This is a genomic window from Dyadobacter soli (assembly GCF_900101885.1).
Classification (GTDB): Bacteria; Bacteroidota; Bacteroidia; order Cytophagales; family Spirosomataceae; genus Dyadobacter; species Dyadobacter soli.
The window spans coordinates 386,585-411,272 of the sequence record NZ_FNAN01000001.1 but is presented as its reverse complement, the minus strand read 5'-3'; the positions used below and the strand labels follow the sequence as shown (position 1 = coordinate 411,272).

The window sequence follows — 24,688 nt, the reverse complement described above, 5'->3', positions numbered from 1 at the left end:
GAATTATTTAATAATAACGATGCGCTGTGCATGCGATGCGCCATCGATTTGCTCGATCATCACCACGTGCATTCCACTCACTAAACCACGCACATTGATCTGTTTTTCAGGCTTGTTTCCTGAGTTGTAAACCAACTTGCCGGCAGCGTCGTAGATTTTAACCGCCTTCACCAGTTGCCAGTTGGCTGTGGTGATTTTCAAGACATCGGAAGTCGGGTTCGGAGAAAGTACCGCACTGAATACCTGCTCGAAACTAACCGAACGGATGCCGCTGAATGCAAAACTATTGGGGCGGCCGTCCGCATCTTTATCGACCATTTTCAGGCGGTACAAATTCTGTCCCGGCTGCGGATTGGCGTCGGTGTAATCATAATGGCGGATCTGACTGCTCTCACCGGCGCTGTTGACGCGGCTCAGCGGCTTCCAGTCCTTACCATCCGCGCTGCGTTGTATCTCGAAGTATTCGCTGTTGCTTTCCTCCGAAGTAGTCCATACCAACTGAACGACATCGCCTTCTTTGCTGGCGGTAAAAGACACCAGTTTTACAGGCAGGGGATCTTCCCACGTCAGGGTGTACGTCGCAGGTGTCGGGTCAGGGAAACCGGCTCCGTCCACGTGTGCATAGGTGAACGACGTGCTCGTATAGCCGCTACCGGTCAATTTGATTTCCAGATCAGACAGTACCAGGTTGGTGATAGTGAATGGATTGATCACAGAAACGGGATTCACGCCATCGTCACCTACCGTGATCTGCGTTCCATTGTACCATAGCTCACCATTTGTCGGCAGCGAGGTAATCAGGATCGTACGGTTTTCGAGCGAGCCTCCACCGCTATGGTCCTCAGGATCGCTGCCTGAGAGCGCAGGAGCCAGTACACCGTCCAGCGGGATCATTGCGTCGGCCGCAGGCTGATCAGGCAATGCAGCGGAATGATCCTCCGATTCCGGAAGTTGCTGGATACCGAAATTGACATTCGGCAGATCGACAGTGGCAACCACAGCCTGCAAAATACCATTTACAGTGCCATCGCTTCCCGCGGTCAGACCTACATTCTCACCAGTATTTACCCAGTTGGCAGGAAGCCCCACCGAACCCGCAGGCGTAGAGCCGGCCGCTGCCGGTGTCGTGCTGATCGTGACAATGTAAGTGCTCGAAGGTGTTACATTATTGAATACATAATTGCCCGAACCGTCGATCGGTATCGTCGCTACGAATGCGCCTGCTTCCGTGAACAGGTTCGCGTGTAGCGGCGTGCCCGAAGGCGACTGGATAGGTACGCCGTCTACCGTATTGGTTGGCGTCGGGTTCAAGCCGTTGACATCGTTGAAGATCGTTCCGCTTAGTGAGATCGGTGCAATGACAGTGAAAGGCAAAGTAATGCTGCCCGGTGTGGCATCCTGAACGCCTGCCGCGTCGATCGCTGTGATCGGGATCACAACACTCACAGCCCCATCGGCCGGATCAACCTGGATCGTAACGGTCGGCTGTCCGCTTGCGTCGGTTGGGATTCCTTGCGGGTAATCGTCTGTAATGCCGGTCAGTTCGGTATACACATTTCCGTCGATGGTTATGCTGGTTGCATTGCTTGGGAAACCCGTGATGATAATGCCGGTTACTGCGCCCGGGGCCGGATCGCCGGTATTCGGGTTAGTTCCAACATTGCTGGTCACGAATGCATTGGCTGGAACCGTCACGCTGGTGGCACCGCCCGGATTAGGCTGGCTCGCTTGCAGGTTGACAGCCGTCTCAGGGCCTTGCTCGATGCCGAAATTCACATTCGGCAAATCAACAGTAGCAACTACCGCTTGCAAAATACCATCCACAGTTCCATCGCTTCCCGCAGTCAAACCTACATTCTCCCCGGTATTGAACCAGGTTGCAGGAAGCCCTACCGAACCCGCAGGCGTAGAGCCGGCCGCTGCCGGTGTGATGCTGATCGTGACAATGTAAGTGCTTGAAGGCGCTACATTATTGAAAACATAATTGCCCGAACCGTCGATCGGCGTCGTTGCTACGAACGCGCCTGCGTCCGTGAACAGGTTCGCGTGTAGCGCCGTGCCCGATGGCGACTGGATAGGCACGCCGTCTACCGTATTGGTTGGCGTCGGGTTCAAACCGTTGACGTCGTTAAAGACTGTTCCGCTTAATGAGATCGGCGCAACTACGGTGAAAGGTAATGTAATGCTGCCCGGTGTGGCATCCTGAACGCCTGCCGCGTCGATTGCCGCGATCGGGATCACAACGCTCACTGCCCCGTCAGCCGGATCAACCTGGATGGTAACCGTCGGCTGTCCTGTCGCGTCGGTCGGGATTCCCTGCGGGTAATCGTCGGTAATGCCGGTCAGTTCGGTATACACATTTCCGTCGATGGTAATGCTGGTAGCATTGCTCGGGAAACCCGTGATAATAACGCCGGTTACCGCTCCCGGGGCCGTATCGCCGGTATTCGGGTTAGTGCCCACATTGCTGGTCACAAATGCATTGGCTGGAACCGTTACGCTGGTCGTGCCGCCCGGATTAGGCTGGCTCGCTTGCAGGTTAACAGCCGTCTCAGGGCCCTGCTCGATGCCGAAATTCACATTCGGCAGATCGACAGTAGCAACTACCGCTTGCAAAATACCATCCACAGTTCCATCACTTCCCGCAGTCAAACCTACATTCTCCCCGGTATTGAACCAGGTAGGAGGAAGCCCTACCGAACCCGCAGGCGTAGAGCCGGCCGCTGCCGGTGTCGTGCTGATCGTGACAATGTAAGTACTCGAAGGCGTTACATTATTGAATACGTAATTACCTGAACCATCGATCGGCGTAGTCGCTACGAATGCGCCTGCGTCCGTGAACAGGTTCGCGTGTAGCGCGGTGCCCGAAGGCGACTGGATAGGCGTGCCGTCTACCGTATTGGTCGGTGTCGGGTTCAAGCCATTGACGTCGTTGAATACCGTGCCGCTTAATGAAACGGAACATGTCAACGTCGTCGAAAGGATGTTACTCGTGTAGGTCGGCGGGTCGTTGATCTGGATACCCGTATAGGCCCCGGGCGGTAGACCCGTGATTTCAATGATACCCGAAGCGTTGCTGACAATGCTTGCAGAAACCGGCGCGCCGCCATCCTTCACATAAGTAACAGGATAAGGCGTGTTCGGCAGCAGTCCTTCGCCGGTGATGGTGATGATCCCGTCGGGCGTGGTGCAATCTGTGGGCTGGGTAATGACGCCCAATGCGAGTACGATGTCCTGCGCAGGATAATCCACCCCGCTGAATACGTCGACGTCGCCGATACCGGTTTTCTCTACAAATAATCCGAGTACCGTCGTGTTATCATCGATTATGTAGTGGTTATAGGGCGTGTTGGTAGGATAATTTCCCTGCGAGAGCGGGCTCACCTGTATACCGTACACAAATCCGGAGCCTTCGATATAGTCTCCCGTCAGCACTGCCGCATCATAATAGGCCTCGGGGTTTTCGGAATTACCATAACCGAAATCCGCTCCCCCGGTATTGTTGTAGCCGCTGTAAGTGTTGCCGACGTGGTACTCCTCATTCAGAGACCAGGCGCTGCCGTCAAACCGGTATTCCCGTGCAATCGCATTGTGGGAACCTTTGGTAAACCGGCTTTCCGAGGTAGTGAAGCGGAAAGCGGAGTTTCCGGTCGACATTTCGCCCAGCAATGCAATGTTACCGTCCGAGGTGAACTCGATGTCGGTAATCAGCGAACGTTGATCGAGCTGCAATGCCGTAACCGGCAGCCGGACATCCTGCCTGATCACATCCGAGGTATTGATTGAACCATCCGCATTCAAACCGATAGAAACCACTTCATTGTGGGTGTAATTGTAGCTGGTACCCGAAGTCGTATACCCGACGGCGTCAGGCCGTGAAAAATACAGGCGGTTGTCTCTCGGGTTCCACGCCATACCCACCGCGAGACGGCGCAGGTCCGTAACGGCAAGTGAAGGATCGGCAATTCCAGGCTGATGATTGAAAGGTACGCCCAGGAAAGTACCGGTAGTCGCGTCGATCGCGTAGATATTACCATTATCCAGCGATGCAGTGTAAACTACTTTTTTGGCATAGTTATAACCAATATTTCCCACACCGGTGTAACGGTTGTTGATAGTGACGGTCGGTGCGTAGGTGTAATCGAGACCCGCCACGGTGATGTTGTACTGGGTAAGCGAACCAGTGGTGAATGCAGTCGATACGCCGCCGCCGACCCCGTCACCCATGATCGTGGCCCCTAAAAATGGATATCCAGCCCCTCCGGAAGTAGGAACGATGATGCCTGTTTGCAGGGGATAGCCCATCGTAACCGTTCCGGTGAACCCCGTGCCTCCGCCAGCAGAAGTGACGCTCACCGTCAGCGGCCCGGGACCGTAGCCGGTACCCTGGTTGGTGACGACAATACCGGTTATGACGCCGGCTGTCACCGTTACATAACCGGCAGCGCCCGTTCCGGTACCGCCAGTGAACACCAGCGGATCGAATAATGCGTAGCCCGTACCTCCGTTCACGATCGCCACCGTTTTTACCCGGCCCGCGGTTGTATTCAACGGGACGGTCATGGCCGAAGCCCCGCGCCCCCCGGAAGTATGGTAACCTGTGCTCGGGATCGCATTCGTGATCGTGGAAACATTCCCGGTATTGCCATCGACGCGGAAGACATCACCGCCTTCGGAACCTGCGGCGGGAATGGTACGGCCGGCATATTCCGCGGAGCCGTTGATATATCCTACGAATGTCCCGGTACTCCCCACAAATACCTGGGGCGTTGCCGGCACGGAGTTATCGATCTCTATACCGAATACTTCCCCCATTTTAGCATTGGTCCAGTCGGGATGGCGGAAGATGGTGTTGGATACATCATTCCAGTTGCCTAATGCGGCAGGCGCGCTGTTGCCACCCGGATTACGCGCATCGTAAACCCCGAGAACAAAACCTTTCCGGTCAGACCCCTGGCCAGGTGCCCCGGCATTGGGATTGGACAACCGGCTTACCAGCGCCATTCCGCGTTGCAGCGGGAATGCGCCCTGCGGCGCCATGGTCCTTGTCGGATCAGGGGCTGCCTGCGGTTCAATGGTCTTTTTCTGCTGGGGCAGCAATTGCTGCAAAGGTTCCGGAAGCGTGCGGCTAAGCTCTGTTACCAGAGGCCGCCAGTTGATCGGTCGGGTTAGGGAATAGGCAGAGCCAGCCAGGGCGAAGAGCGAAGCAAACGCAATCCAGCGCTTTGCTCCCCGCACGCCCGGCTTTCGTCCATAGAAAGTTTTCATGCTGATTTATTTAAGTGGAAACTAATTAAGCATTGTGAGACCCGACGAAGGGATGGATGGGATTGACGCTACACGTGCATGAGCTTATGCCGGACGCTCCAATAAAGAAGCCAGCTGGTTATGTAGAATTAATACTCACTCGTTCGCAAATATTCGCTTTTTAAAGGTATCCGAAGGGCGACAATTGATTTTAAAAAGGTAGAATTTTGATTTTTCTCCAATCGGTTACATATCAATAATGTCGTTTATTAATAGATTTACGGCATTATTACTTACACGGGTCAAGAGCCTCTGTATATGAAACAGTTTTACGTTAAGTAGAACTTATTCTAAACCCCACCTATCATGACACGCATTGCAATTGTACTATTGTGTACAATTTTTCTTTCCTGCACACTATGGGCACAGCCGCCGATTTTCCACCATGTTGTTCCATTCGACGGTCTGGCGCGAAACACGGTTCGTCAAATTGCACAGGACCACACGGGATTTTTATGGTTCGCTACCCCCAACGGGCTTGCCAGATATGACTCCCGCGAAATCAAAATTTACAAGCACGCGTCGGATAACCCGCGAAGCATTTCATCGGACAATATCCGGTCAGTTTACTGCGACTCCCGGGGTAACCTGTGGGTCGGTACCCAAAGCGGCCTGAACCGCTACGATCCGGCCAGCGATTCGTTCACCCGGTTCGTGAATGTACCCGGCGACCCGGGATCGATAAGCAACAATTCGATCCGGTCATTTTCAGAAGACCGTGCAGGGACACTCTGGATCGGGACAGCCAATGGGGTCAATCAGCTGGTGAAGGCAAAGGGCGGCTTCCGCTTCAACCGATTTCTTGAATCGCCGGCCAGCGGACTTCCTGTGGGCACGATTGTCCATGATCTTCATGTCGACCGCTCCGGGACGCTCTGGGCGGCCACGTCCGATGGGCTCGCCAGCATTCGGGAGGGTAGCCACAACATCCAAATGATCCGTAACGTACCGGGTGATACGCAAGTCAGGGCCGTCTCCAGCGACCAGACCGGCAATATCTGGATTGGCACCATCCGGGGCACGCTCTTAAAGCTGAACCCGTCCGACAATTCCCTGCAAGTCTGGACCGGCCTGCCCGGCAACCAGAAGTTCGATACGATACTCAAAATTTTCTGCGATCAGTCCGGGCGTTTGTGGGTCGGCGCCGCGAACGGACTTTATCGCATCAATGCGGGCCGGGATGCGGCCGAAGTTTTCCGGCACGACGATATGCAGTCCGGCTCGTTGAGCGACAATTGCATTTATTCCATTTACGAGGACCGCCAGGGACTCCTGTGGTTTGGTGCACATTACGGCGGGGCCAATTTCATTTACCCGGACAATCATCCCTTTACAATACTTCCGCTGAGAGAAAAGGGAGTGGTAAATGCAGTGCTGGAAGATCACGACCACCACCTTTGGCTAAGCCTCTACCGCAACAAGGTCGTACGTATGGACAGGCAGGGAAAATTCACAAAGCAAATTACATTCGATAAGGAGCAGAATGAAGAATGCCGGATCCTCTATCTCGATCGCGGTAACCGCCTCTGGATCGGCAAAAATTACAATCAGGTCGTTTGTTTCGATCCGGCAACGGGGCATACGAAAGCTTACCAAATTCCGGGAGACGTTCCCCAGGAAGGATACCTGCATCATATTACCGCCATCCTTGAAGACGGGAATGGTGAATTCTGGATAGGGACTTCGCAGGACGGGCTCTTTCTGCTCGACGCCGCGGAGGGCAGGTTTACACGCTTTACGCCACCTGTTAATCACCGTTCGGCTTCCAGCAGGGCCTTCTCGTGTTTATATAAGGACAAGTCCGGTAATATCTGGGCGGGTGTGCGGAATGGAATATTGATTATCAAACCCGGCAGAACGGCTGCGGAATGGCTTCCGGCAACGCAGATCGATTCGCTCACGACATGGGAAGGCACACCGACGACCATTTGCGAGGACATTTCCGGGAATATCTGGGTGGGAACCTCCGACCGTGGCCTGAAAAGGTATGATGCCCAAAAAAACGCGTTGATGGACCGTCCCCTGCCACACGGGATTTCCAGCGCGCATGTCGGGAATATTGTCGGCGATAAGCAGGGCTATCTCTGGATAAGCCTGGATAAGGGCCTTGCCCGGTATCACCCCGGGCAGCGAACACTGCAATACCATACGCTGGCAGACGGCCTGCCCGGCAATGAGATTGCGCCGGGAGCTTCTGCCCGATTAGCAAACGGCGAAATCGTTTTCGGTTACAGCAACGGTGCTTTCCGGTTTGATCCCCGGAAAGTTCCCGTCAACTCGGCTCCGCCCGGAATTGCACTGACCGGGTTCAAACTCTTTAACCAGCCTTCCCAAGCGGGAAAAAGCGAAGGATTTTTGACCGGCGCGATCAATCAGTTGAAAGAAATCAGCCTTACCCATAATCAAAGCAGCTTCTCCGTCGATTTTGCGGTACTGAATTTTCTTCATCCTGAAAAAAACCTGTACGCCTACCGGCTGGAAGGCTTTGAAGACAGCTGGAACTACGTGGATAATCCATCGGCGACCTACACCAGCCTGCCTCCCGGCCGGTATGTGTTTGCCGTGAGAGGTGCCAATAACGACGGCATCTGGAACAATGCGCCCAAGAGACTGGTGATAACGATCGATGCGCCCTGGTGGAATACCTGGGTCGCTTACGTAGCCTATGCAGGTGTTTTCCTGTTGATCGCGTTCCTGGTCACCCGCTTTTTCTGGTATCGCGGAATACTCAGAAAGGAGGACGAGTTGTACCAGCTGAAACTGGATTTTTTTACCAATATCTCACACGAAATCCGCACACACCTGACGCTCATCAGCATTCCCGTCAAGCGTTTACTCGATACCGAGATTGTCAATCCGGATGCCGCCAGGTTGTTAAAAACCACCGGTAAAAACATCGACCAGCTGATGAGTTTGGTGAACGAGCTTCTGGATTTCCGAAAAATCGAAAGGAAAGAAATATCACTCTATGTATGCTCGTCCGACATCGTTGGTTTTGTCAAAAACTGCGTTGCGGCCTTCGAACACCTGGCCGCGGAAAAGCAGATCGAAACGATCCTTCAAAGTACCGCCGACAGCATCCAGCTCTGGTACGATCCCGGACAATTGCAGAAGGTCATCTACAACCTGCTGCACAATGCCTATAAGTTTTCTCCCGAAGCGGGGACCGTCCGTATCCGTATTACCGACCAGGCCAATTCGGTGCAGATAACGGTATCCGATACCGGCAAGGGCATTGCACCGGAGCTTCTGGACAGGCTGTTTGTCAATTTCTTTCAGGTGTATGAACATGATTTGCGCAATACAGGCTACGGAATCGGGCTGTCGCTCGCCAACCGCGTCGTGGAGTTGCACGGCGGGTCGCTAACCGTAAAAAGCTCAAATACCGGACCCGATATGGGCAGCTGCTTTTCGGTAACACTTTTTAAAGGCATTTCGCATTTCAACCCGCCTGTCACGGTTTTCGATGAAGAACGGCACAAGCAGTTCGAAACTTTGGGTAATCATATCCAACCGGGGCAGCATGCAGCATCGAAAGGCGACATTGGCAAGTATTCCGTTTTACTCATCGAAGACAACGACGAACTCCGCAGCTTTTGCGCGGAAGCGCTGGGGCAAGCATTTCACGTGATCGAATCAGCGGATGGCGAGGACGGATGGACAAAAGCACGAACGCATATTCCCGATATCATTATCAGCGACGTGATGATACCGGGGATCAATGGCTTGGATTTATGTAAAAATATCAAATCCAATGTTCAAACAAGCCATATTCCCGTCATGCTGCTGACTGCCAAGTCCTCGCTGAATTATCAAATGGAAGGACTGAATGCAGGAGCGGACGACTATATTTCAAAGCCATTCCACATCGATATCCTCGAACTTAAGATCAGGAATATCCTCGCGACCCGCCATGCCAGTCAAATGCAATATACCCGGCAGCTCGCCACAGATCCAGTATTGGTTGAAACAGACATAGAGAGCCAGTTTTTAGCCGGTCTGACGGAGATTATCCTGAAAGAAACCTCCAATGCAGATTTTACGCTGAACCATCTCACCGCCCATGTAGGAATGAGCAAGAGTGTACTGTACAAGAAGGTAAAAGCACTGACGGGCATGACGGTGAACGATTTCGTTAAAATGACCCGCCTGAACAAAGCCTCCGAACTGCTAAAACAAACCGATATGACTGTCGGCGAAGTCGCGCAACTGGTCGGTTTCGAAGACCGCAAGTATTTCTCCCGTGAATTCAAAAAGCAGTTCGGCAAGCTTCCGAAAGAATGGTCAATGAACCATTTTGATGTTGATATGAGCTATGCCTATGCTACTCTACCCCACCGCCCAATGCCCGGTATAAATCCGTAACCGCATTCAGCTTGTCGAGCCGGATCGTGATGGCTTCGAGGTCGTTCTGCAAGCGGCTGTTCTGGGCGGTGATCACTTCGAGGTAGGTGGCCATTCCGCTTTTGTAGAGCTTGGTGGCATCCTGGGTCGCCTTGTTAAGCAGGGCGGTCTTTTCATTCACCAGTACCATCCGTTCGGAAGCCCCGGCAGACCTGGCCATGGCGTCGGAAACCTCTCCTACCGCATTCATGAGCATTTGCTTGTATTGAATCACGGCCTTTTCCTGCTCAATCGCTGCGGTTTCGTAAGCTGTTTTCAATGCCCTTTTCTGGAAGATCGGCTGCGTGAGGTTGATCGCCAGCGTGCGGGTGAGCGAGCCGGGGAGATCGAACCACTGCCTGAAATTGAATGAATTGGCGGCGATCTGCGGTGAGATGCTCAGTGCAGGATACATGGCGGCCTTCGCCAGGCCGGTGTTGGCATTCGCAGAAACCACGGCGTATTCGGCCGCTTTCACGTCGGGACGCCGGCTGAGCAGCTGTGCCGGCACCGCCGACGCAAACTGGTCGGCAGGAACCACATTGGCCAGTGCGCCTTGCCTGGCGATACTGTCGGGATAGGAGCCGCACAAAATGCTCAACGCGTTTTCCTGCACGGCAATGTTTTGCAGTGCAAGCGGGACGATCAGCTGGGCGGTTTTCTTCTGGGCTTCGGCCTGGTCGACGGCCAGGGAGTTGATCTGCCCCGATTTATATTGCAAATACATCATATCCAGCGTACTGTCGCTCAATGCAATGTTTTGCTGCGCGATTTTCAGCTGCTCGTCCAGGCTGATCAGGTTATAGTACGATTGCGCTACCTGGCTGATAATGCGGGTTTTCAGCGCCGTAAGGTTTTCCTTTTGCGCAAAATAACTGGCAATAGCGCCCTCCTTCTGCATTTTCACCTTGCCCCAGATATCGGCTTCCCACGACACCTGCAATGCGGCGCTGTAATCGTCCATGTAGGAAGTCCCCAAAAACTGTTCGCTCAAAGAGCCGTTCAACGAGTTTTTCGACAGCCACGAACGGTTCGCGCCGGCGGACAGGTTCACCGTGGGGAGCAGGCCGAGCCGCGCCTGCTTCACGGCCAGGTCGAGCTGCTCCACATTTTTGACCGCAATGCCAATGTCATTGTTTTTAACCAGCGCCTGCTCAATTAACGACACCAGCTGCGGGTCTTTGAAAAACGTCCGCCAGGGTAACTGGATCGTATCCGCCGTAACGACAACCGGGGTACGGAACTGTGCGGGCGCTTCCAGGTCGGGGCGCGCATATTTTTTCCCTACCACGCAGGAGGCCAGGCTCGCTGTCAGCAGCAAGCTGCCCATTATATTTTTGTTGATAAAAATCATTGCAGTTCGGTTACAGGTTGCGCAATGGCTTGCTTTTTACCTGATATTTTTTCTTGTAAAAACTGGAAAAGCATGTACAGCAGCGGTATCACAAAGATCCCCAGCACCACACCGCTTAGCATACCCATGGCCGCGCCGGTACTGATGGAGCGGTTACCCGCTGCGGAACCTCCGGTTGCGATCATCAGCGGAATCATGCCCACGATGAATGCCAAAGATGTCATAATGATCGGGCGCAGCCTCGACTTTGCGCCATCTATGGCGGCATCCATGATCGAAAACCCGGCGGCCCGGCGCTGGACAGCGAACTCGACGATGAGGATCGCGTTTTTGGCCAAAAGCCCCACCAGCATGATCAGCCCCACCTGTACATATATGTTGTTATCGAGCCCTACCGCTTTGATGGCGGCGAATGCACCCACGATACCCGTCGGGATGGAAAGCAACACCGACAATGGCAGCAGGTAGCTTTCAAACTGCGCCGCCAGCAGGAAGTACACAAACAGCAGGCACAGGCCCAGGATCATCATCGTCTGGTTTCCGGCCGATTTCTCTTCCAGGCTGAGCCCGGTCCATTCGTAGCCATAATCACCCGGCAGCTTGTCGAAAACGCTTTGTTCGAGACGATCCATGAGCTCGCCATTGCTCACACCGGGATTAGGCACGACCGTGATATTCAATGCATTGAACAAATTATAGCGGTCCACCGACTCCGGCCCGTACACCTTATGCAGCCGGATGAGCGATTTCACGGGTACCATCTGGTTCTGATCGTTGCGCACAAAAATCTCGTTGAATGCCTGCTCGTCCATCCTGAAAATACCGTCGGCCTTCACGCTCACGCGATAGAACTTGCCGAAACGGGTGAAGTTCAGGCTCTGGTCGCCGGAGAAGTAGGTCTGTATCGCATTCATCATCGCGCTTACGCTCACGCCCATTTGCCGCGCCTTGTCGTTGTCTACCTCCATTTCGAGCTGCGGAAAATCGGTCCGGAAGGTGGTATAGGCATATTGCACGCCCGGCTGCTGCATGATCTGGCCGAGAACTTTATCACCCATTGTTTTCAGTGAGTTTGCATCCTTGCCGGTTTTGTCCTGCAACACCACCTCGGCCCCACTGGTAATGCCGTACCCTTGCACCGGCGGGCTTCTAAATGCCATAATGGTACCTTCCTTAATGCTCGCAAATTGCGTGGTCATGTTGGCCAGGATGGCGTCGATATCCTTTTCGGCACCCCGGTCTTTTTTGGCTTTGAGTTTAATAAAACCCATTCCATAAGCTGGGCTCGCGCTGTTGGACAAAATATTGAAGCCTGTAATGATCGAGCTCGTCTCCACGGCCTCATTCTTCGCCAGTATCGCTTCGATTTTTTCCGCCGCTGCCGTCGTACGGTCCAGGGCCGTGCCCGGGGGCATGCTCAGGGCGAAAATCAGGAAGCCGTCGTCCTCCATAGGCACAAAGCTCTTGGGCGTGCTGATCATCAGCCAGCCCGCGACGGCGGTAATCGCTACAATCATCCCCGCTCCGACCCATTTCCGGGCGATCAGGAATTTCAGTCCGCGGATGTAGCGGCCCGAAAGGTTATCAAAACCTGCATTGAATGCCGTAAAGAAACGCTTGCCGAAGCCCTGCTTGGGCTGTTCGCCGTGGTGGCCTTCGCCCGAATGGTTGTTTTTCAGCAGCAATGCACACAATGCCGGGGTGAGCGTCAACGCATTCACTGCCGAAATGATGATCGCAATGGCCAGCGTGTAGGCAAACTGCTTGTAAAATATCCCCGACGACCCCGTCATGAAACCGATGGGAATGAACACGGCCGACATGACCAATGTAATGGAGATCACCGCCCCGGTAATCTCGCTCATCGCGCTGTGCGTAGCTTCCTTTCCTGAGAGGCTGGTGCCTTCCATCTTGCTATGCACCGCTTCGACGACCACAATCGCATCATCGACCACGATACCGATCGCCAGCACGAGCGCAAAGAGCGTCAGCACGTTAATGGTGAATCCAAAAACCAGCAGGAAAAAGAAAGTACCGACAATGGCCACAGGCACCGCGATGGCCGGAATGATGGTCGAGCGAAAATCCTGCAAAAACAGGAATACGACAATGAAAACCAGTACAAATGCCTCTATCAAAGTCGATTTCACCTGGCTGGTCGCTTCGTCGAGCCGCTCTTTGGTACTCATCAGGTTAGTGTACTTAATGCCCGGAGGAAATGCTTTGGACGCTTTCGCCAGCTCATCCTGCACGCCAATCTCGATGGCATTCGCATTGGAACCGGTTGTTTGCAGAATGGCCACGGTAACGGCATTCTTGCCATTGGATGTGGAATTGCCGCCGTAATTCAACGAGCCGAACTCGATCCGGGCCACGTCTTTCAAGCGCACGAGCTCCGTTCCGTTTCGTTTTACTACAATATTCTCATACTCCGAAACCTGGTTCTTCTTGCCTTTGTAGCGCATAACATATTCCAATGCCGCATTCGACTCCTGCCCGAGCTTTCCGGGCGCGGATTCGAGGCTTTGGTCGGCGATTGCCTGGTTCACGTCGGACGGCACCAATCCGTAGCTGGCCATCTTCTGGGGATTGAGCCAGACCCGCATCGAGTAATCCTTCAATCCGAATGTCTGCGCCTGCCCCACGCCGGGCACCCGTTTGATCTGCGGTATCAGGTTGATATTCACATAGTTTTGCAGGAACAGCTCATCGTATTTACTATTATCGGTAGTATATACATTGAAAATCATGATCATACTGTTCTGCTGCTTGGACGTGGTGAGTCCCATCTGGATCACCTCCTGCGGCAGGATCGGGGTGGCCTGCTGCACGCGGTTCTGCACGTTTACAGCGGCCTGGTCGGGGTCGACGCCCTGTTTGAAAATGACGGTAATGGAAAATGATCCGTCGTTACTGGCCGTCGATTTGATGTACTGCATGTTTTCGACGCCGTTGATCTGCTCTTCCAGCGGGGTTACCACCGAGCGGATCACCGCCTCGCTGTTACCGCCCGGGTAGCTGCCGCTCACCATCACCGTCGGCGGGGAAATATCGGGAAACCGGGTGATCGGAAGCCGGGTAAGGCCTATTATACCCAGGATAACGAGCACAACGGAAATCACCGTGGCCGTTACGGGCTTGTCTATGATTTGTTTTAACATAATAATATCTGAACTGGAAATTACCTGGACTCTGAACCGGCTGGAACGACTTTCGGCGCTACTACCATGCCATCTTGCAGCACGTCAATGCGGTTGATCGCGACTTTGTCGCCCTGCTCCACCCCGGACTTTAAAAGGTAATTGCTACCCGACCGGCCTGCGATTGTGATAGGTGCCATGGCCACTTTGTTGCTGTCGGCCAGCTTGAATACGAAGAATTTGTCCTGAATATCCTTCACGCCCGCCATCGGGAAAGTGAGGACGCTATCCAGCTCGCGGCGGATCACCACCTTGCCCGATCCGCCAGAGCGCAGCAGCTTGTCGGGATTGGGGAAGATCGCTTTCATACTCATGCTTCCGGTATTTCGGTCGATGTTTCCGCTGGCTATTTCCAGCTTACCTTTGTGGTTATACGTCGAACCGTCGGCGGTGATGAGCTCAATGGTTTCACCTTTGCCGATACCCGCTTTCTGGTAGGCGATGAAGTCGGATTCATTCATCGAAAAGTAAACAAAAACGCTGTTGATCTCCGATAATGTGGTCAGCGGCGTTGCGTCGGCCGGCGTGACCAGGTTACCGATCCGGTTGGGAATGCGGCCGATGTAGCCGCTCACCGGCGCCTTGATCGTCGCAAAATTGGCATTCAGCTGCGATGAGCCCAGGGCCGACCTCGCCTGCTCCACCTGCGCGGTAGCGGCTTCGTACGCTGCCTGTGCCGCTTTCAGTTGAATATCGGCCACGACTTTTCCTTCCACAAGCGGGCGGATTTTTTCAAGCTCAATGCTTGCATTCGCCTGCGCCGCCAATGCGGATTTCAATGCGGCATTGCTGTTGTTGACCTGCTCGTTGAATACATCGCCCTTGATTTTGAACAGCGATTGCCCTTTGCTGACGTAATCGCCTTCTTTTACATAGATCGCATCGAGGTAGCCGCTCACCTGGGCTTTAATATCTACATTAACACTTCCTTCGATGGCGCCCGGATACTGCGATTCTACCGGCGCGTGGCCGCTGCTTACCTGCACAAAATCGGTTTCCTGCGGGGGCATTTGCTGCATTCCGCCATGGTCGGCCTGCGTGCTGCACGAGCTGAATGCCACCGCGGCCGAGAGCGCCCACAGCGCCAGGTGAAAATGTTTCGTTTTAGGAGTTGGTTCAAGCATGTTGACTGAGTTATTTTCCAGCAAATAAACAGCCCCACCAACCCGCACAGGCCGTTTTTTTGACTGAAACGTAGATATTGGCGATTGAAACGTAACACGTCCCGAACTGAATTCCATCCGAAAAGCGGTGATGGGTCATGTCCGGAAAAGCATTTCAAAATTTACGTTTTGGTTACCCCCATCGCCCGACTCAGTCACGGATTTCAACGTTTGAGTCATAATTTGGCGCAGGTTCATCGGCCAGCCTGCTAGTTTTGTCAAAACATACGGCGGATTTAAGTTATGCCTTAACTTAGGAGGGGTTTCAACGCAATGGTATTCAAAATGGAAAATTCACGCAGCCAGTTAATGTCCAAAAGAGGCAAGTCGATCGCGCTTGCACTTTTGTCATTTGCCATGCTGTACGTGTTTTCCTACATGCTCAATCCGTACGATTCGTGGTGGCAGTACTACTTCACCCGGACGCCTTTGCAGATATTGGAAGAGCTGGCCATTTCGCTCCTGATCTGCATTATCATTTCATTATCAAGCATTTCCATTCATGAAAGACTGAACCGGAAATACTCCTGGATCGAAAGGCCGCTCCGCCGTTTGCTGATCGAAACGGCGCTGAACATCGGCAGCGTGATCCTGCTCGTATCCGGCGCCATTATCGTGATTATGCTTATCGATAAAAAGAGCGTCGACATCGATACCATCGACCGCGAGGTGGGGATATTGCAATGGACGATGATCAACATATTCATTGCGTTCGTGATCAGCGCCATACACACCGGCAACTTCCTGATATCCAATTGGAAAGACGCCGCACTGGAAGCCACGGAGCACAAACTGCGTTCGACGCGGCACAAGCAAGCCGCCGCCGAAGCCGAACTGGAAGCATTGAAGCTGCAACTCGACCCGCATTTCGTGTTCAACAACCTGAGCGTGCTTTCGGAGCTGATCCTCGAAGACCAGCAGCTGGGGTATCAGTATTCCGAAAGTTTCGCCAAAGTATACCGCTATTTGCTGGTCAATTCCAAGAGGGACCTGATCCCGCTGGAAGAAGAAATCAAGTTTTTGAGAGCCTATATCTTCCTGCTCCAAACCCGCGCGGGCACCGGGCTTCATTTTGAAATAGACATCGATCCCGCGCATCTGAACCTGCATATTCCGCCTATGACGTTGCAACTGCTGATCGAGAACGCGATGAAACACAACAAGCATTTGAAGTCTGATCCCTTGAAAATCCTGGTGGTAAGCGGCAAGGACACCGACCTGGTGGTGTCGAACAATATCCTGCCTTTGCAGCAAAAGGGTTCGTCGTCGGGCTTAGGGCTGCAAAATATCATACAGCGGTACCAGCTGCTTTCCGAGCGGGCGCCGCGGATAACGGCGGACGACGCGTTTTTCCGGGTATCCATTCCATTGATAAAAGCATGATACACCATATTTTAATAATCGAAGATGAAAAGCCCAATGCCGACCGCCTGAAAAGGTTTCTTTCGATGCTAAAACCGGGCGCGGCAATTTCCGGCCCGATCGAAAGCGTTTCGGAAAGCATTGAATGGCTGTCGGCCAACCCCTGCCCGGACCTGATCATGATGGACGTGCGCCTGGCGGATGGGCTTAGTTTTGAGATTTTTGACAAAGTCAAACCGCGGTGCCCGATCATTTTCACCACGGCTTATGACGAATACGCGGTTCGTGCATTCAAATTTAACAGTGTAGATTACCTGCTGAAACCCGTCGAAAAGGACGAACTGGAACATTCGCTGCGCATTGCCGAGCAACGCCAGCAAGGCGATACCGCCCTGGCAATCGAAAGCCTTCTGACGCAGATCAATAAAAAAGAATACCGCAGCCGGTTCCTGCTTCCATTTCGCGACGGCTATAAAACCATAGGGGTGGGTGAGATTGAGTATATCCACTCAGAACTCAGGATTACGAGGGCAAGGCTTACCAATGGCACCGACGAAACGCTCATACAAACGCTGGAAGAGCTGGAACAGCAGCTCGATCCCAAGTACTTTTTCCGCGTGAACCGGCAGTACATCATTCACATCGACGCCATCAAACAGATCTACAACCATTTTAACGGGAAATTGAAACTCGAGTTAAAGAAGAACCCGGAACTTGAAATACTGGTGAGCCGAGATAAAGCGCTCCTGATTAAAACCTGGATGGATTTTTAGCGAATTGGGCGGCCTGCTTCTAGGCATTGGCGGCTGTGGCAGGATCGATGATCCCTTTCACTTCTGCGATGGATTTGACGGGAAAATTCCCGAGTCGCGCATGCTCACGGACAACTTCTTCCGATTCCGCGATATGGATGCAATACAGCTTATCCTGGGTTACGAACGACTGTATCCAGTGGTAAGGCGCTTCCAGGCTATTGACGGTTGCGCAGGAGATCTGCGAAATAGCGCGCAATGCTTCTTCCGACAAATTTCCCAGGTCGGGAATATCCCGCTCGATCAAAAATTTCTTCATGTGCTCAGTATATATGATGTTGATTCGAATGCAAAGCTACACGGCGTCCGGCACGCCGATCATAGTGATCTTACCCATATTAGCAGCCCCGATCCCCTATTTTAGTATTTCAAGCCTCACTGCCTCGTTGACGGCCTTGACGCGCGAGTTGACATTGAGTTTCACCAGCACAGCCGAGATGTGATGCTCTACCGTTTTGACGGATATGATCAGTTTATCGGCGATTTCCTTGTTCTGCATGCCATTTTTGAGCAATTGTAACACGTCCAGCTCCCGCAAGGTCAGGTTGGCCGCATTGGCGCTGGTACTTTTCCGGATGCCGCGCGGGATCCGCCTGATACCGGACGCAAGCATAAGCGATTTCAGCTTTTCATAAGTGGCCGCCGCACCCATTTTGCGCACGGTTTTGATGGCCTCGCTTTTGTCTGTTTCCCGCCCCTCGAAAAGCATAAGCGCTTTCTCATACGGGCATCCGTTCACGCTCCAGAGCGGCTGCGTGCAACTTGCGGGGGAAAAGTTAGCCGACAAATAGTTTCTGTAAATAAGCTCTGCCGACAGCTCCCGCATTCTCACTTTGCTTAACCAAAAGTAAAACTCGCTGTTTTCGTAGATGCTACCCATCGTCCCGGTCATTTCAATGGTGTTTTCCAGCTCTGCCGCCTCCAATGCATGCTCGCCGGTAAGCCATTCATATTCCAGCAATGCGACCACGGCGGGGATGATCCTTTGTGGTTCCATCGTTTCGAATGCCTTGATTTTCGCCCGCATTAAAAGCGGCAGCGCTCCCGGCTCTCCCCGCCTCATTCTGATCGTCGCGATCACGATCATCGGCCCGATTGCGACGACCACCGGTTGTTCCTCGTTTGCGAGAAGCTGCCGGGCTATTTCCTGCGCCTCGTCCCAGGAGCCGGTTTCGAGTTTCATCCGCGCTTCGAGCGACATCATATAGTTCTTCCACGAATCCAGATCACGCTTCTCGCAATAGGAAATCCCTTCGTGCAATATCCGCCCCGCAAACTGGAAATCTTTCAGGCGGATCGAACTTGCCGCCAGGTTTGTGTACGCGCGGGCGGCATGCTCGTGGAAAGAGCCGTCCAGGGCGATTTGCAGGCTTTCCCGCAATACATCGAGGCCACGCTCTTTCAGCTCGGGCATTTCCATTTGTACCGTCCCCACATTATTCAATGCATGGGAAAGCGTTTCCATGTCGTCAAATTGTTTGGCCATGGCAATGGCCTGGTGCCCCCATACCATGCATTCGTAGGGCTGGTGCGAGAGCATTTTCAGTTGAGATATATTACTGAAAACCTGCGCCTTGACACGCGAATCGGGCTGTTCTTTCAGCGTTTCGACAGCCTCACAACCATATCTTTCGGCTTCGTTGCGATTGCCCTCGAACCACCACAGACGGGACAGAAAACGCTGGCAATCCGCTATTTTCTCCGCCTCGCCCTGCTCTTCGAGAAAGGCCAGTACTTTTTCCTGGTAGCTGATGGCCTCCCTCGTCTGGTTGATCAGATAACATTCGTAGGCGTAGGATTGGTAGTAGAAGATTAGTCTTGCGGGGTCGGAACCCTTGTAATAGGTAATGGCGGTACAAAACAGCCTGGCCGCATCCCGGTGAGCACCCAGGGATATGGCTTTCCGGGCAGCCACCGGAATGTGTTCCAGCAGGAGTTCGTAGTCCCTGGACAACTCCGCATGGTGGATGATCCTCTCCGTTTCAAGCTCAGGTGCTTTCAGCAGCAGTTCCAGTATATTCTTGTTGAGGATAATCCTGGCGAACGGTGAAATGGACGACTCGACGGTACGGCGGTAGAGTTCGTGTTTGAAAAACAGTTTATCGTCCCTCAGTATCAGAATTTTGGAGTCGATCGACCGCTCAATTGCCGCGGCATAATGCGGTATCAGTTTCTCCATATGCTGCACTTCCAATCCCGTAGGTGACGCGGACAGCAACTCCCACACCTGCCGGGTTTCGTCACCCTGGCGGTGATAAACTGACAGGATTGAGTCCCTGATATTTTCGGGTACGCCCACACTGTAACTCGCCATAATCTCATTGACATAGAATGGATTACCACCTGAAATATGAAAGACATCATCGCCGCTGTAACCCTTCCGGGCAGCGAGCAATGTAACGGCCCGCATGGAGAGCGGGGTTAATTCCATCCGCGAAAACGAATCGTTGGGAAGCTGGCCCAGGAGATTGCGCAGCGGGTGCCGCGTGTGAATCTCGTCGGTGCGGTAGGTAAGGATGAAAAAGCATTTGAGGCTGGCAATGCGCCTGCTGAGAAATTTAATGAAGTCCATGGTGGCCTCGTCGGCCCAGTGAATGTCCTCAAAAACGAGAATCGATGGTTTGGCGAGGCTTTTCAACTCATTCAAAAAACAACCGAACAGTTCGCCGCGATTGCCTGCATGGGCCGCCAATGTCACTTTCTCGCTTCCCAGCTGCCAGATAATGTCATTGAGCGGCGCCAGTGGCCGGGGGCTGAAAAGATCGTCGCAGGTACCGCTGAAAATGTTGCAAGCGGCTTTGTGCTCGTTGCAAAATGCCTTTACCAATGCGCTTTTGCCGATTCCGGCCTCCCCGCTCAACAAAATGCAATGTCCTTCCCCGTCAATGGTTTCTTCAAACTGGGTCCTTAACCGGGCTAAAAAAATCGATCGTTCTATTAATTCCATGGCTGATGGGATAAGCGGCGAAGTTGATCTGCCGCATTGAGCTATTAGCATGCATACGTGGAAACGTCGCGCCAAGTTGCCTGACACCCTCGCCGTAAAATCAAATCCCCCTCATTTTTGTCCAAAAAAAATAGAGAACAGTCCCATGCAAAATAGGCAATACCCCTGATATCCGTTGGCGGGCGTGGTGGTTGATTTGCACTTACAAAAAGTTTCACATTACTCGACGTTAGCAGCACCCAGTCATGAAAGCGCCGGTCAGACATCCATCAGTCTGGCCGGTTTATCAACCCAATTTCTCTATGTACAACATGCCAATACCCGATTACCCGGGCAGTTATCCACGCTTACGCACTTCAAAAAGGAGCCGGGTGGAATCCATCGACCTTCTGAGAGGTGTAGTCATGATCCTGATGGCGCTCGATCATGTAAGGGATTATTTTCACAAAGACGCCTTCCTGTTCAGCCCGACAGACCTGACCCAAACGAATGCGGCTATTTTTCTGACAAGGCTCATTACCCATTTCTGCGCGCCGGTATTCATTTTCCTCGCGGGCACCTCCGCTTATTTGTACGGCAGTACGAGAGGGAAGAAACAACTGTCGTTTTATCTGTTCACAAGGGGATTATGGCTGATCTTCGCAGAATGCTTCATCGTAACGCTGGAATGGACGTTCAATCCCTCTTACCCTTATTTCAACCTGGCCGTGATATGGGTAACGGGCCTCAGCATGGTGCTCCTGTCTGCGCTCATCTATGCCGATCAACTTGTAATCGCCGTCCTCGCTGTCCTGATCATCGCCGGGCATAACCTGCTCGATGGCGTCCACTATCCAGGCACCGGATCAGGTTCGTTTATGTGGGCATTGCTGCACGAGCCGGGCTCTTTCACTTTTGGGCATTCTTCATTTACAGTGCGTTATCCGCTGCTGCCGTGGGTGGGCATTATGGCGCTCGGCTATACATTCGGGAGGTACTATTTACCTACCTACAACGCGCAGAAACGAAAACAAAAATTGCGCTGGCTGGGCGTCGGCGCGGTGATATTGTTTGCCGCGCTGCGGGCGTCCAATGGTTACGGAGATCCGGCACATTGGGCTGTGCAAACAAACGGGCTGTTCAGCGCGCTGTCATTCCTGAACGTGAGCAAATACCCGCCCTCGTTGCTCTACGTACTGATGACCCTCGGCCCGGCCTTCATTTTCCTCTCATTATTTGAAAAAACACCCGGCATATGGCGGTCGGCGATAGCGGTGTTCGGGCGGGTGCCGATGTTTTACTACCTCGCCCACCTGCTGCTGATACACAGCCTGGCCATTGTGGCGGCGGTACTATCGGGTTACCAGTGGCAGGATATGGTATTGAATACCAATGTAAACAAGGCCGTGGAAATGCAAGGCTACGGGTTCTCCCTGGTCACCGTTTACCTCGTCTGGCTGGCCCTGATTTTCATTCTGTACACATTCTGCAAGCGCTTCGACAAATACAAAAGAACAAATCACACCCAAAAATGGTGGCTCGGCTACCTGTAACTATGCGGACTTTACTGATTTCCATCGCGGTTATACTCACGGGCCTGCTGGCCGGCTCGTGTGATAAGGAAGAAACGGCAGCCCCACCGGCTCCCGCCGACCCTCCTGCGCCCACCGAACCGGCAGTTCCGCATAGCTACACGGTGAGCACCCTGGCCGGAAGCGGCATTTACGGCTTCGCCGACGGGCACGGAGAGGATGCAGCCTTCCGGGAGGCCTACGGCCTGGCAACCGATGCCGAAGGTAACCTGTACGTGGCCGACAGCGGGAACAACCGCATCCGAAAAATCACGCCCGACGGCTGGGTGACGACGGTTGCAGGCGACAGCGCATTCGGGTCCGCGAACGGCACGGCAGCACAGGCGCGGTTCAACTATCCGCACGGATTGGTCGTGGACGGCGACGGGAACATTTACGTAGCCGACGCCGGCAACAGCCTGATCCGCAAAATCAGCCCGGACGGCATCGTTACCACCCTGGCCGGCAGCGGCGCCGCGGGGTTCAAAAACGGCAGAGGCAAGGAGGCGGCATTTAATTTCCCGGCCGACATCGTGCTCGACCCCGACAACAACCTGTATGTAAGCGACGGGGGCAATGCATGCATCCGGAAAATCACCCCCGACGGCGTAGTCAGCACTTTTGCGACGGGCTTTGGATTCCCGGAAGGGATGGAAATCGACAAGGCGGGCAACCTGTACGTGGCCGACGCCGGCGGGTTTGTCGTTCGCAAAGTGACGCCGCAGGGTGTTGTGAGCATTTTAGCCGGCAGTACCAGCATACTTGGCTATGTGGATGGCAACGGCGCCGATGCCCGGTTTCACAACCCCGAGGGGATCGCCATCGACGGACTCGGGAACTTATATGTAGGGGATCTGAACGCCGCTATCCGGAAAATTACCCCGGCAGGAATAGTCAGCACCATTGCCGGCACGGGCGTTAAGGGCTTCGCCGATGGAACCGGCCCCGAAGCCCGGTTCAGCGAACCCAGCGGCATGGCCATCGATCCGGCCGGCAACCTGTACGTGGGCGATGTAAGGAACCTTCGCATTCGTAAAATCCAACTTTAAGTACTCATCTAAATTCTCAAACAGTAAAAACAATTTCCATGAAAAAAATCATCCTGTTAACCATCCTTTCCACCCTGTTCCTATATGCCTGCCAGCAGGATGAAGTACCGGTGAACGCGCCTGTGCTGAAAGAAATCAACGATTCCGCCCGTGTAGAAAGCTTGAAGGATTTCCTTGCCTCAACCACCGGCGCTGCGAAGGCCAAAATCAGTTACAGCGAGGCGGACAGCTTGTTTATCATCGACGGAGACGTTGTAATGCCCCGAGTCGAGGCTGAAAAATACTACCAGGAAGACCGGGGCGCCAGCAGCACGCACCGGCGCGGGCTCTACCTCGTCGACGACATTTATGCCAGGAATATCCGGGTATTTATGCAACCGGACGTCCCGCTGGAATGGGTAACAGCTATCAGGGAAGCAATCAGGCAGTGGAATCTCATGTGGGGCACTAAAATCAATTTCGTAGAAGTGTCCGATTATAACAGCGCGAACATTTCCATCAGAACGACATTCGAACCGAACAGTGATTACATTGCCCGTGCACAGTTTCCTTACACCGACCGCCGACCCGGAAATCCGATCGTCATTAATACCCGGTATAACACCCTTCCTGCCAAAACAAAGCTGACTGCCATAGCGCACGAGATGGGGCATACGATCGGCCTCATGCACACCGACCAGGTGACGCCCGGGCAATCCGAGAAACCCGTTCCCGGCACTCCCCTTTCCGATCCGCTGTCAGTTATGAATTCCGTGGTGCAGACCTGGACAGGCTTTACGGGCGGGGATGTGAAAGCCGTTCAGGCAATGTATCCCGATGGCGAGTGGATGCTCGTCCCGGGTTCGGCCACCGATATTGCCGTCGGACGACAGGCGATTTACGCCATCGGCCAGGACGCCGCGTATGCCGGGTATAATGTCTACCGCATGACAGGCTGGGGCACCTGGACGCGCACACCCGGCACCGCAATCAGGATCACGGTCGGCGAGGCGGACGTACCGTGGACTGTCAACATGCTCGGCCACATTCACCGCTACAACGGGGTTGCCTGGGAGCGTATGCCAGGTAGTGCCAAGGACATTACCGCCAGTGAGGATGGCTCGGTGTACGTGGTTGGTGGCGGCGCGGTCGAGGGAGGTTATGGTGTGTACAAATGGAATGGCACCGGCTGGACCCGGATGGTAGGCGCCGGGGTGCGGATCGCGGTTGCAGCCAATAACCAGCTCTGGATGGTCGATAACGTGGGTAAAATCTCCTATCTGAACAATGGCGGCCGGCATTGGTCGGAGGTACCGGGATTGGCCACCGACGTTTTTGCCGGGCCGGAAGGAACGGTGTACATGATCGATCGCACGCCGGTGTACGGTGGATACAGCATGTACAGATGGAACGGCGTCGATTGGAGCAAAATGAGCGGGACGGGTATCGCGATGGCCGTCAACCAATTCGGCCATCCATGGGCGGTCAACAGCCTCGGCAATATCTGGTACCAAAATCTGTAACGTGTTTTAAAGTTCGAAAGTCCACTCCATCCTGATTGGGTAAAGTCGGTGGCGCAGGC

The 24,688-nt window shown here is 53.6% G+C and carries 12 protein-coding genes; 6 read left to right on the top strand and 6 right to left on the bottom strand.

Features of this window, described 5'->3' with window-relative positions; genetic code table 11:
- Nucleotides 1-3: 3 nt before the first annotated feature.
- Nucleotides 4-5,268 carry a T9SS type A sorting domain-containing protein gene (locus BLQ88_RS01440; protein ID WP_090145986.1) on the bottom strand — a complete coding sequence of 1,755 codons (5,265 nt, stop codon included), beginning with the start codon at nt 5,266-5,268 and terminating at the stop codon, nt 4-6.
- 345 nt (nt 5,269-5,613) lie between these two features.
- Between BLQ88_RS01440 and BLQ88_RS01435 the strand changes: the two genes are divergently transcribed.
- Complete coding sequence (locus tag BLQ88_RS01435) at nt 5,614-9,672, top strand: hybrid sensor histidine kinase/response regulator transcription factor (protein ID WP_090145984.1); 4,059 nt, start codon at nt 5,614-5,616, stop codon at nt 9,670-9,672.
- Here BLQ88_RS01435 and BLQ88_RS01430 read toward each other — a convergent pair.
- The 3 genes from BLQ88_RS01430 to BLQ88_RS01420 are packed head-to-tail and all read right to left on the bottom strand — an operon-like array spanning nt 9,632 to nt 15,368.
- Complete coding sequence (locus BLQ88_RS01430; protein ID WP_090145981.1) at nt 9,632-11,044, bottom strand: efflux transporter outer membrane subunit; 1,413 nt, start codon at nt 11,042-11,044, stop codon at nt 9,632-9,634. The genes BLQ88_RS01435 and BLQ88_RS01430 overlap by 41 nt on opposite strands.
- A complete protein-coding gene (locus BLQ88_RS01425) occupies nt 11,041-14,205 on the bottom strand; it encodes an efflux RND transporter permease subunit (RefSeq protein WP_090145979.1) in 3,165 nt (1,054 codons plus the stop codon). Before BLQ88_RS01425 ends, BLQ88_RS01430 begins: the two co-directional genes overlap by 4 nt.
- A 20-nt stretch (nt 14,206-14,225) precedes the next feature.
- Nucleotides 14,226-15,368, bottom strand: a complete 1,143-nt coding sequence (locus BLQ88_RS01420) for an efflux RND transporter periplasmic adaptor subunit (protein ID WP_090145977.1) — start codon at nt 15,366-15,368, stop codon at nt 14,226-14,228.
- 324 nt (nt 15,369-15,692) lie between these two features.
- Here BLQ88_RS01420 and BLQ88_RS01415 point away from each other — a divergent pair, with 324 nt between their 5' ends.
- Nucleotides 15,693-16,790: a sensor histidine kinase gene (locus tag BLQ88_RS01415; protein ID WP_176884861.1), complete on the top strand. Its 1,098-nt coding sequence runs from the start codon at nt 15,693-15,695 to the stop codon at nt 16,788-16,790.
- A complete protein-coding gene (locus BLQ88_RS01410) occupies nt 16,787-17,542 on the top strand; it encodes a LytR/AlgR family response regulator transcription factor (protein WP_090145973.1) in 756 nt (251 codons plus the stop codon). The genes BLQ88_RS01415 and BLQ88_RS01410 overlap by 4 nt, the downstream gene beginning before the upstream one ends.
- Nucleotides 17,543-17,561: 19 nt before the next feature.
- On the opposite strand, the gene BLQ88_RS01405 is transcribed toward BLQ88_RS01410, so the two are convergent.
- Together BLQ88_RS01405 and BLQ88_RS01400 are read right to left on the bottom strand one after the other, a co-directional pair.
- Nucleotides 17,562-17,840, bottom strand: coding sequence for a DUF4242 domain-containing protein (locus tag BLQ88_RS01405; protein ID WP_090145971.1), 279 nt, complete (start codon nt 17,838-17,840; stop codon nt 17,562-17,564).
- 96 nt (nt 17,841-17,936) lie between these two features.
- Entirely contained in the window at nt 17,937-20,528 is a 2,592-nt protein-coding gene (locus BLQ88_RS01400; protein WP_176884859.1) for a helix-turn-helix transcriptional regulator, read from the bottom strand.
- A gap of 302 nt (nt 20,529-20,830) precedes the next feature.
- Here BLQ88_RS01400 and BLQ88_RS01395 point away from each other — a divergent pair, with 302 nt between their 5' ends.
- From BLQ88_RS01395 to BLQ88_RS01385, 3 genes are read left to right on the top strand one after another with little or no spacing between them, the layout of a single operon-like run.
- Nucleotides 20,831-22,060, top strand: coding sequence for an acetyltransferase domain-containing protein (locus BLQ88_RS01395; RefSeq protein ID WP_218132874.1), 1,230 nt, complete (start codon nt 20,831-20,833; stop codon nt 22,058-22,060).
- 2 nt (nt 22,061-22,062) lie between these two features.
- The gene (locus BLQ88_RS01390) at nt 22,063-23,127 is read left to right on the top strand and encodes an NHL repeat-containing protein (RefSeq protein WP_176884857.1); all 1,065 of its coding nucleotides are present in this window, start codon (nt 22,063-22,065) and stop codon (nt 23,125-23,127) included.
- A 38-nt stretch (nt 23,128-23,165) separates the two neighbouring features.
- Nucleotides 23,166-24,629, top strand: a complete 1,464-nt coding sequence (locus tag BLQ88_RS01385; protein WP_090145965.1) for a M57 family metalloprotease — start codon at nt 23,166-23,168, stop codon at nt 24,627-24,629.
- The last annotated feature ends 59 nt before the right edge of the window (nt 24,630-24,688 follow it).

Excerpts from the sequence above, each read along its gene's own strand:
- BLQ88_RS01440 (WP_090145986.1), bottom strand. The coding sequence starts at position 5,268 with ATGAAAACTTTCTATGGACGAAAGCCGGGCGTGCGGGGAGCAAAGCGC.
- BLQ88_RS01420 (WP_090145977.1), bottom strand. The coding sequence starts at position 15,368 with ATGCTTGAACCAACTCCTAAAACGAAACATTTTCACCTGGCGCTGTGG.
- BLQ88_RS01395 (WP_218132874.1), top strand. The coding sequence starts at position 20,831 with ATGTACAACATGCCAATACCCGATTACCCGGGCAGTTATCCACGCTTA.
- BLQ88_RS01400 (WP_176884859.1), bottom strand. The coding sequence starts at position 20,528 with ATGGAATTAATAGAACGATCGATTTTTTTAGCCCGGTTAAGGACCCAG.
- BLQ88_RS01385 (WP_090145965.1), top strand. The coding sequence starts at position 23,166 with ATGAAAAAAATCATCCTGTTAACCATCCTTTCCACCCTGTTCCTATAT.
- BLQ88_RS01405 (WP_090145971.1), bottom strand. The coding sequence starts at position 17,840 with ATGAAGAAATTTTTGATCGAGCGGGATATTCCCGACCTGGGAAATTTG.
- BLQ88_RS01415 (WP_176884861.1), top strand. The coding sequence starts at position 15,693 with ATGGAAAATTCACGCAGCCAGTTAATGTCCAAAAGAGGCAAGTCGATC.
- BLQ88_RS01410 (WP_090145973.1), top strand. The coding sequence starts at position 16,787 with ATGATACACCATATTTTAATAATCGAAGATGAAAAGCCCAATGCCGAC.
- BLQ88_RS01435 (WP_090145984.1), top strand. The coding sequence starts at position 5,614 with ATGACACGCATTGCAATTGTACTATTGTGTACAATTTTTCTTTCCTGC.
- BLQ88_RS01425 (WP_090145979.1), bottom strand. The coding sequence starts at position 14,205 with ATGTTAAAACAAATCATAGACAAGCCCGTAACGGCCACGGTGATTTCC.
- BLQ88_RS01390 (WP_176884857.1), top strand. The coding sequence starts at position 22,063 with ATGCGGACTTTACTGATTTCCATCGCGGTTATACTCACGGGCCTGCTG.
- BLQ88_RS01430 (WP_090145981.1), bottom strand. The coding sequence starts at position 11,044 with ATGATTTTTATCAACAAAAATATAATGGGCAGCTTGCTGCTGACAGCG.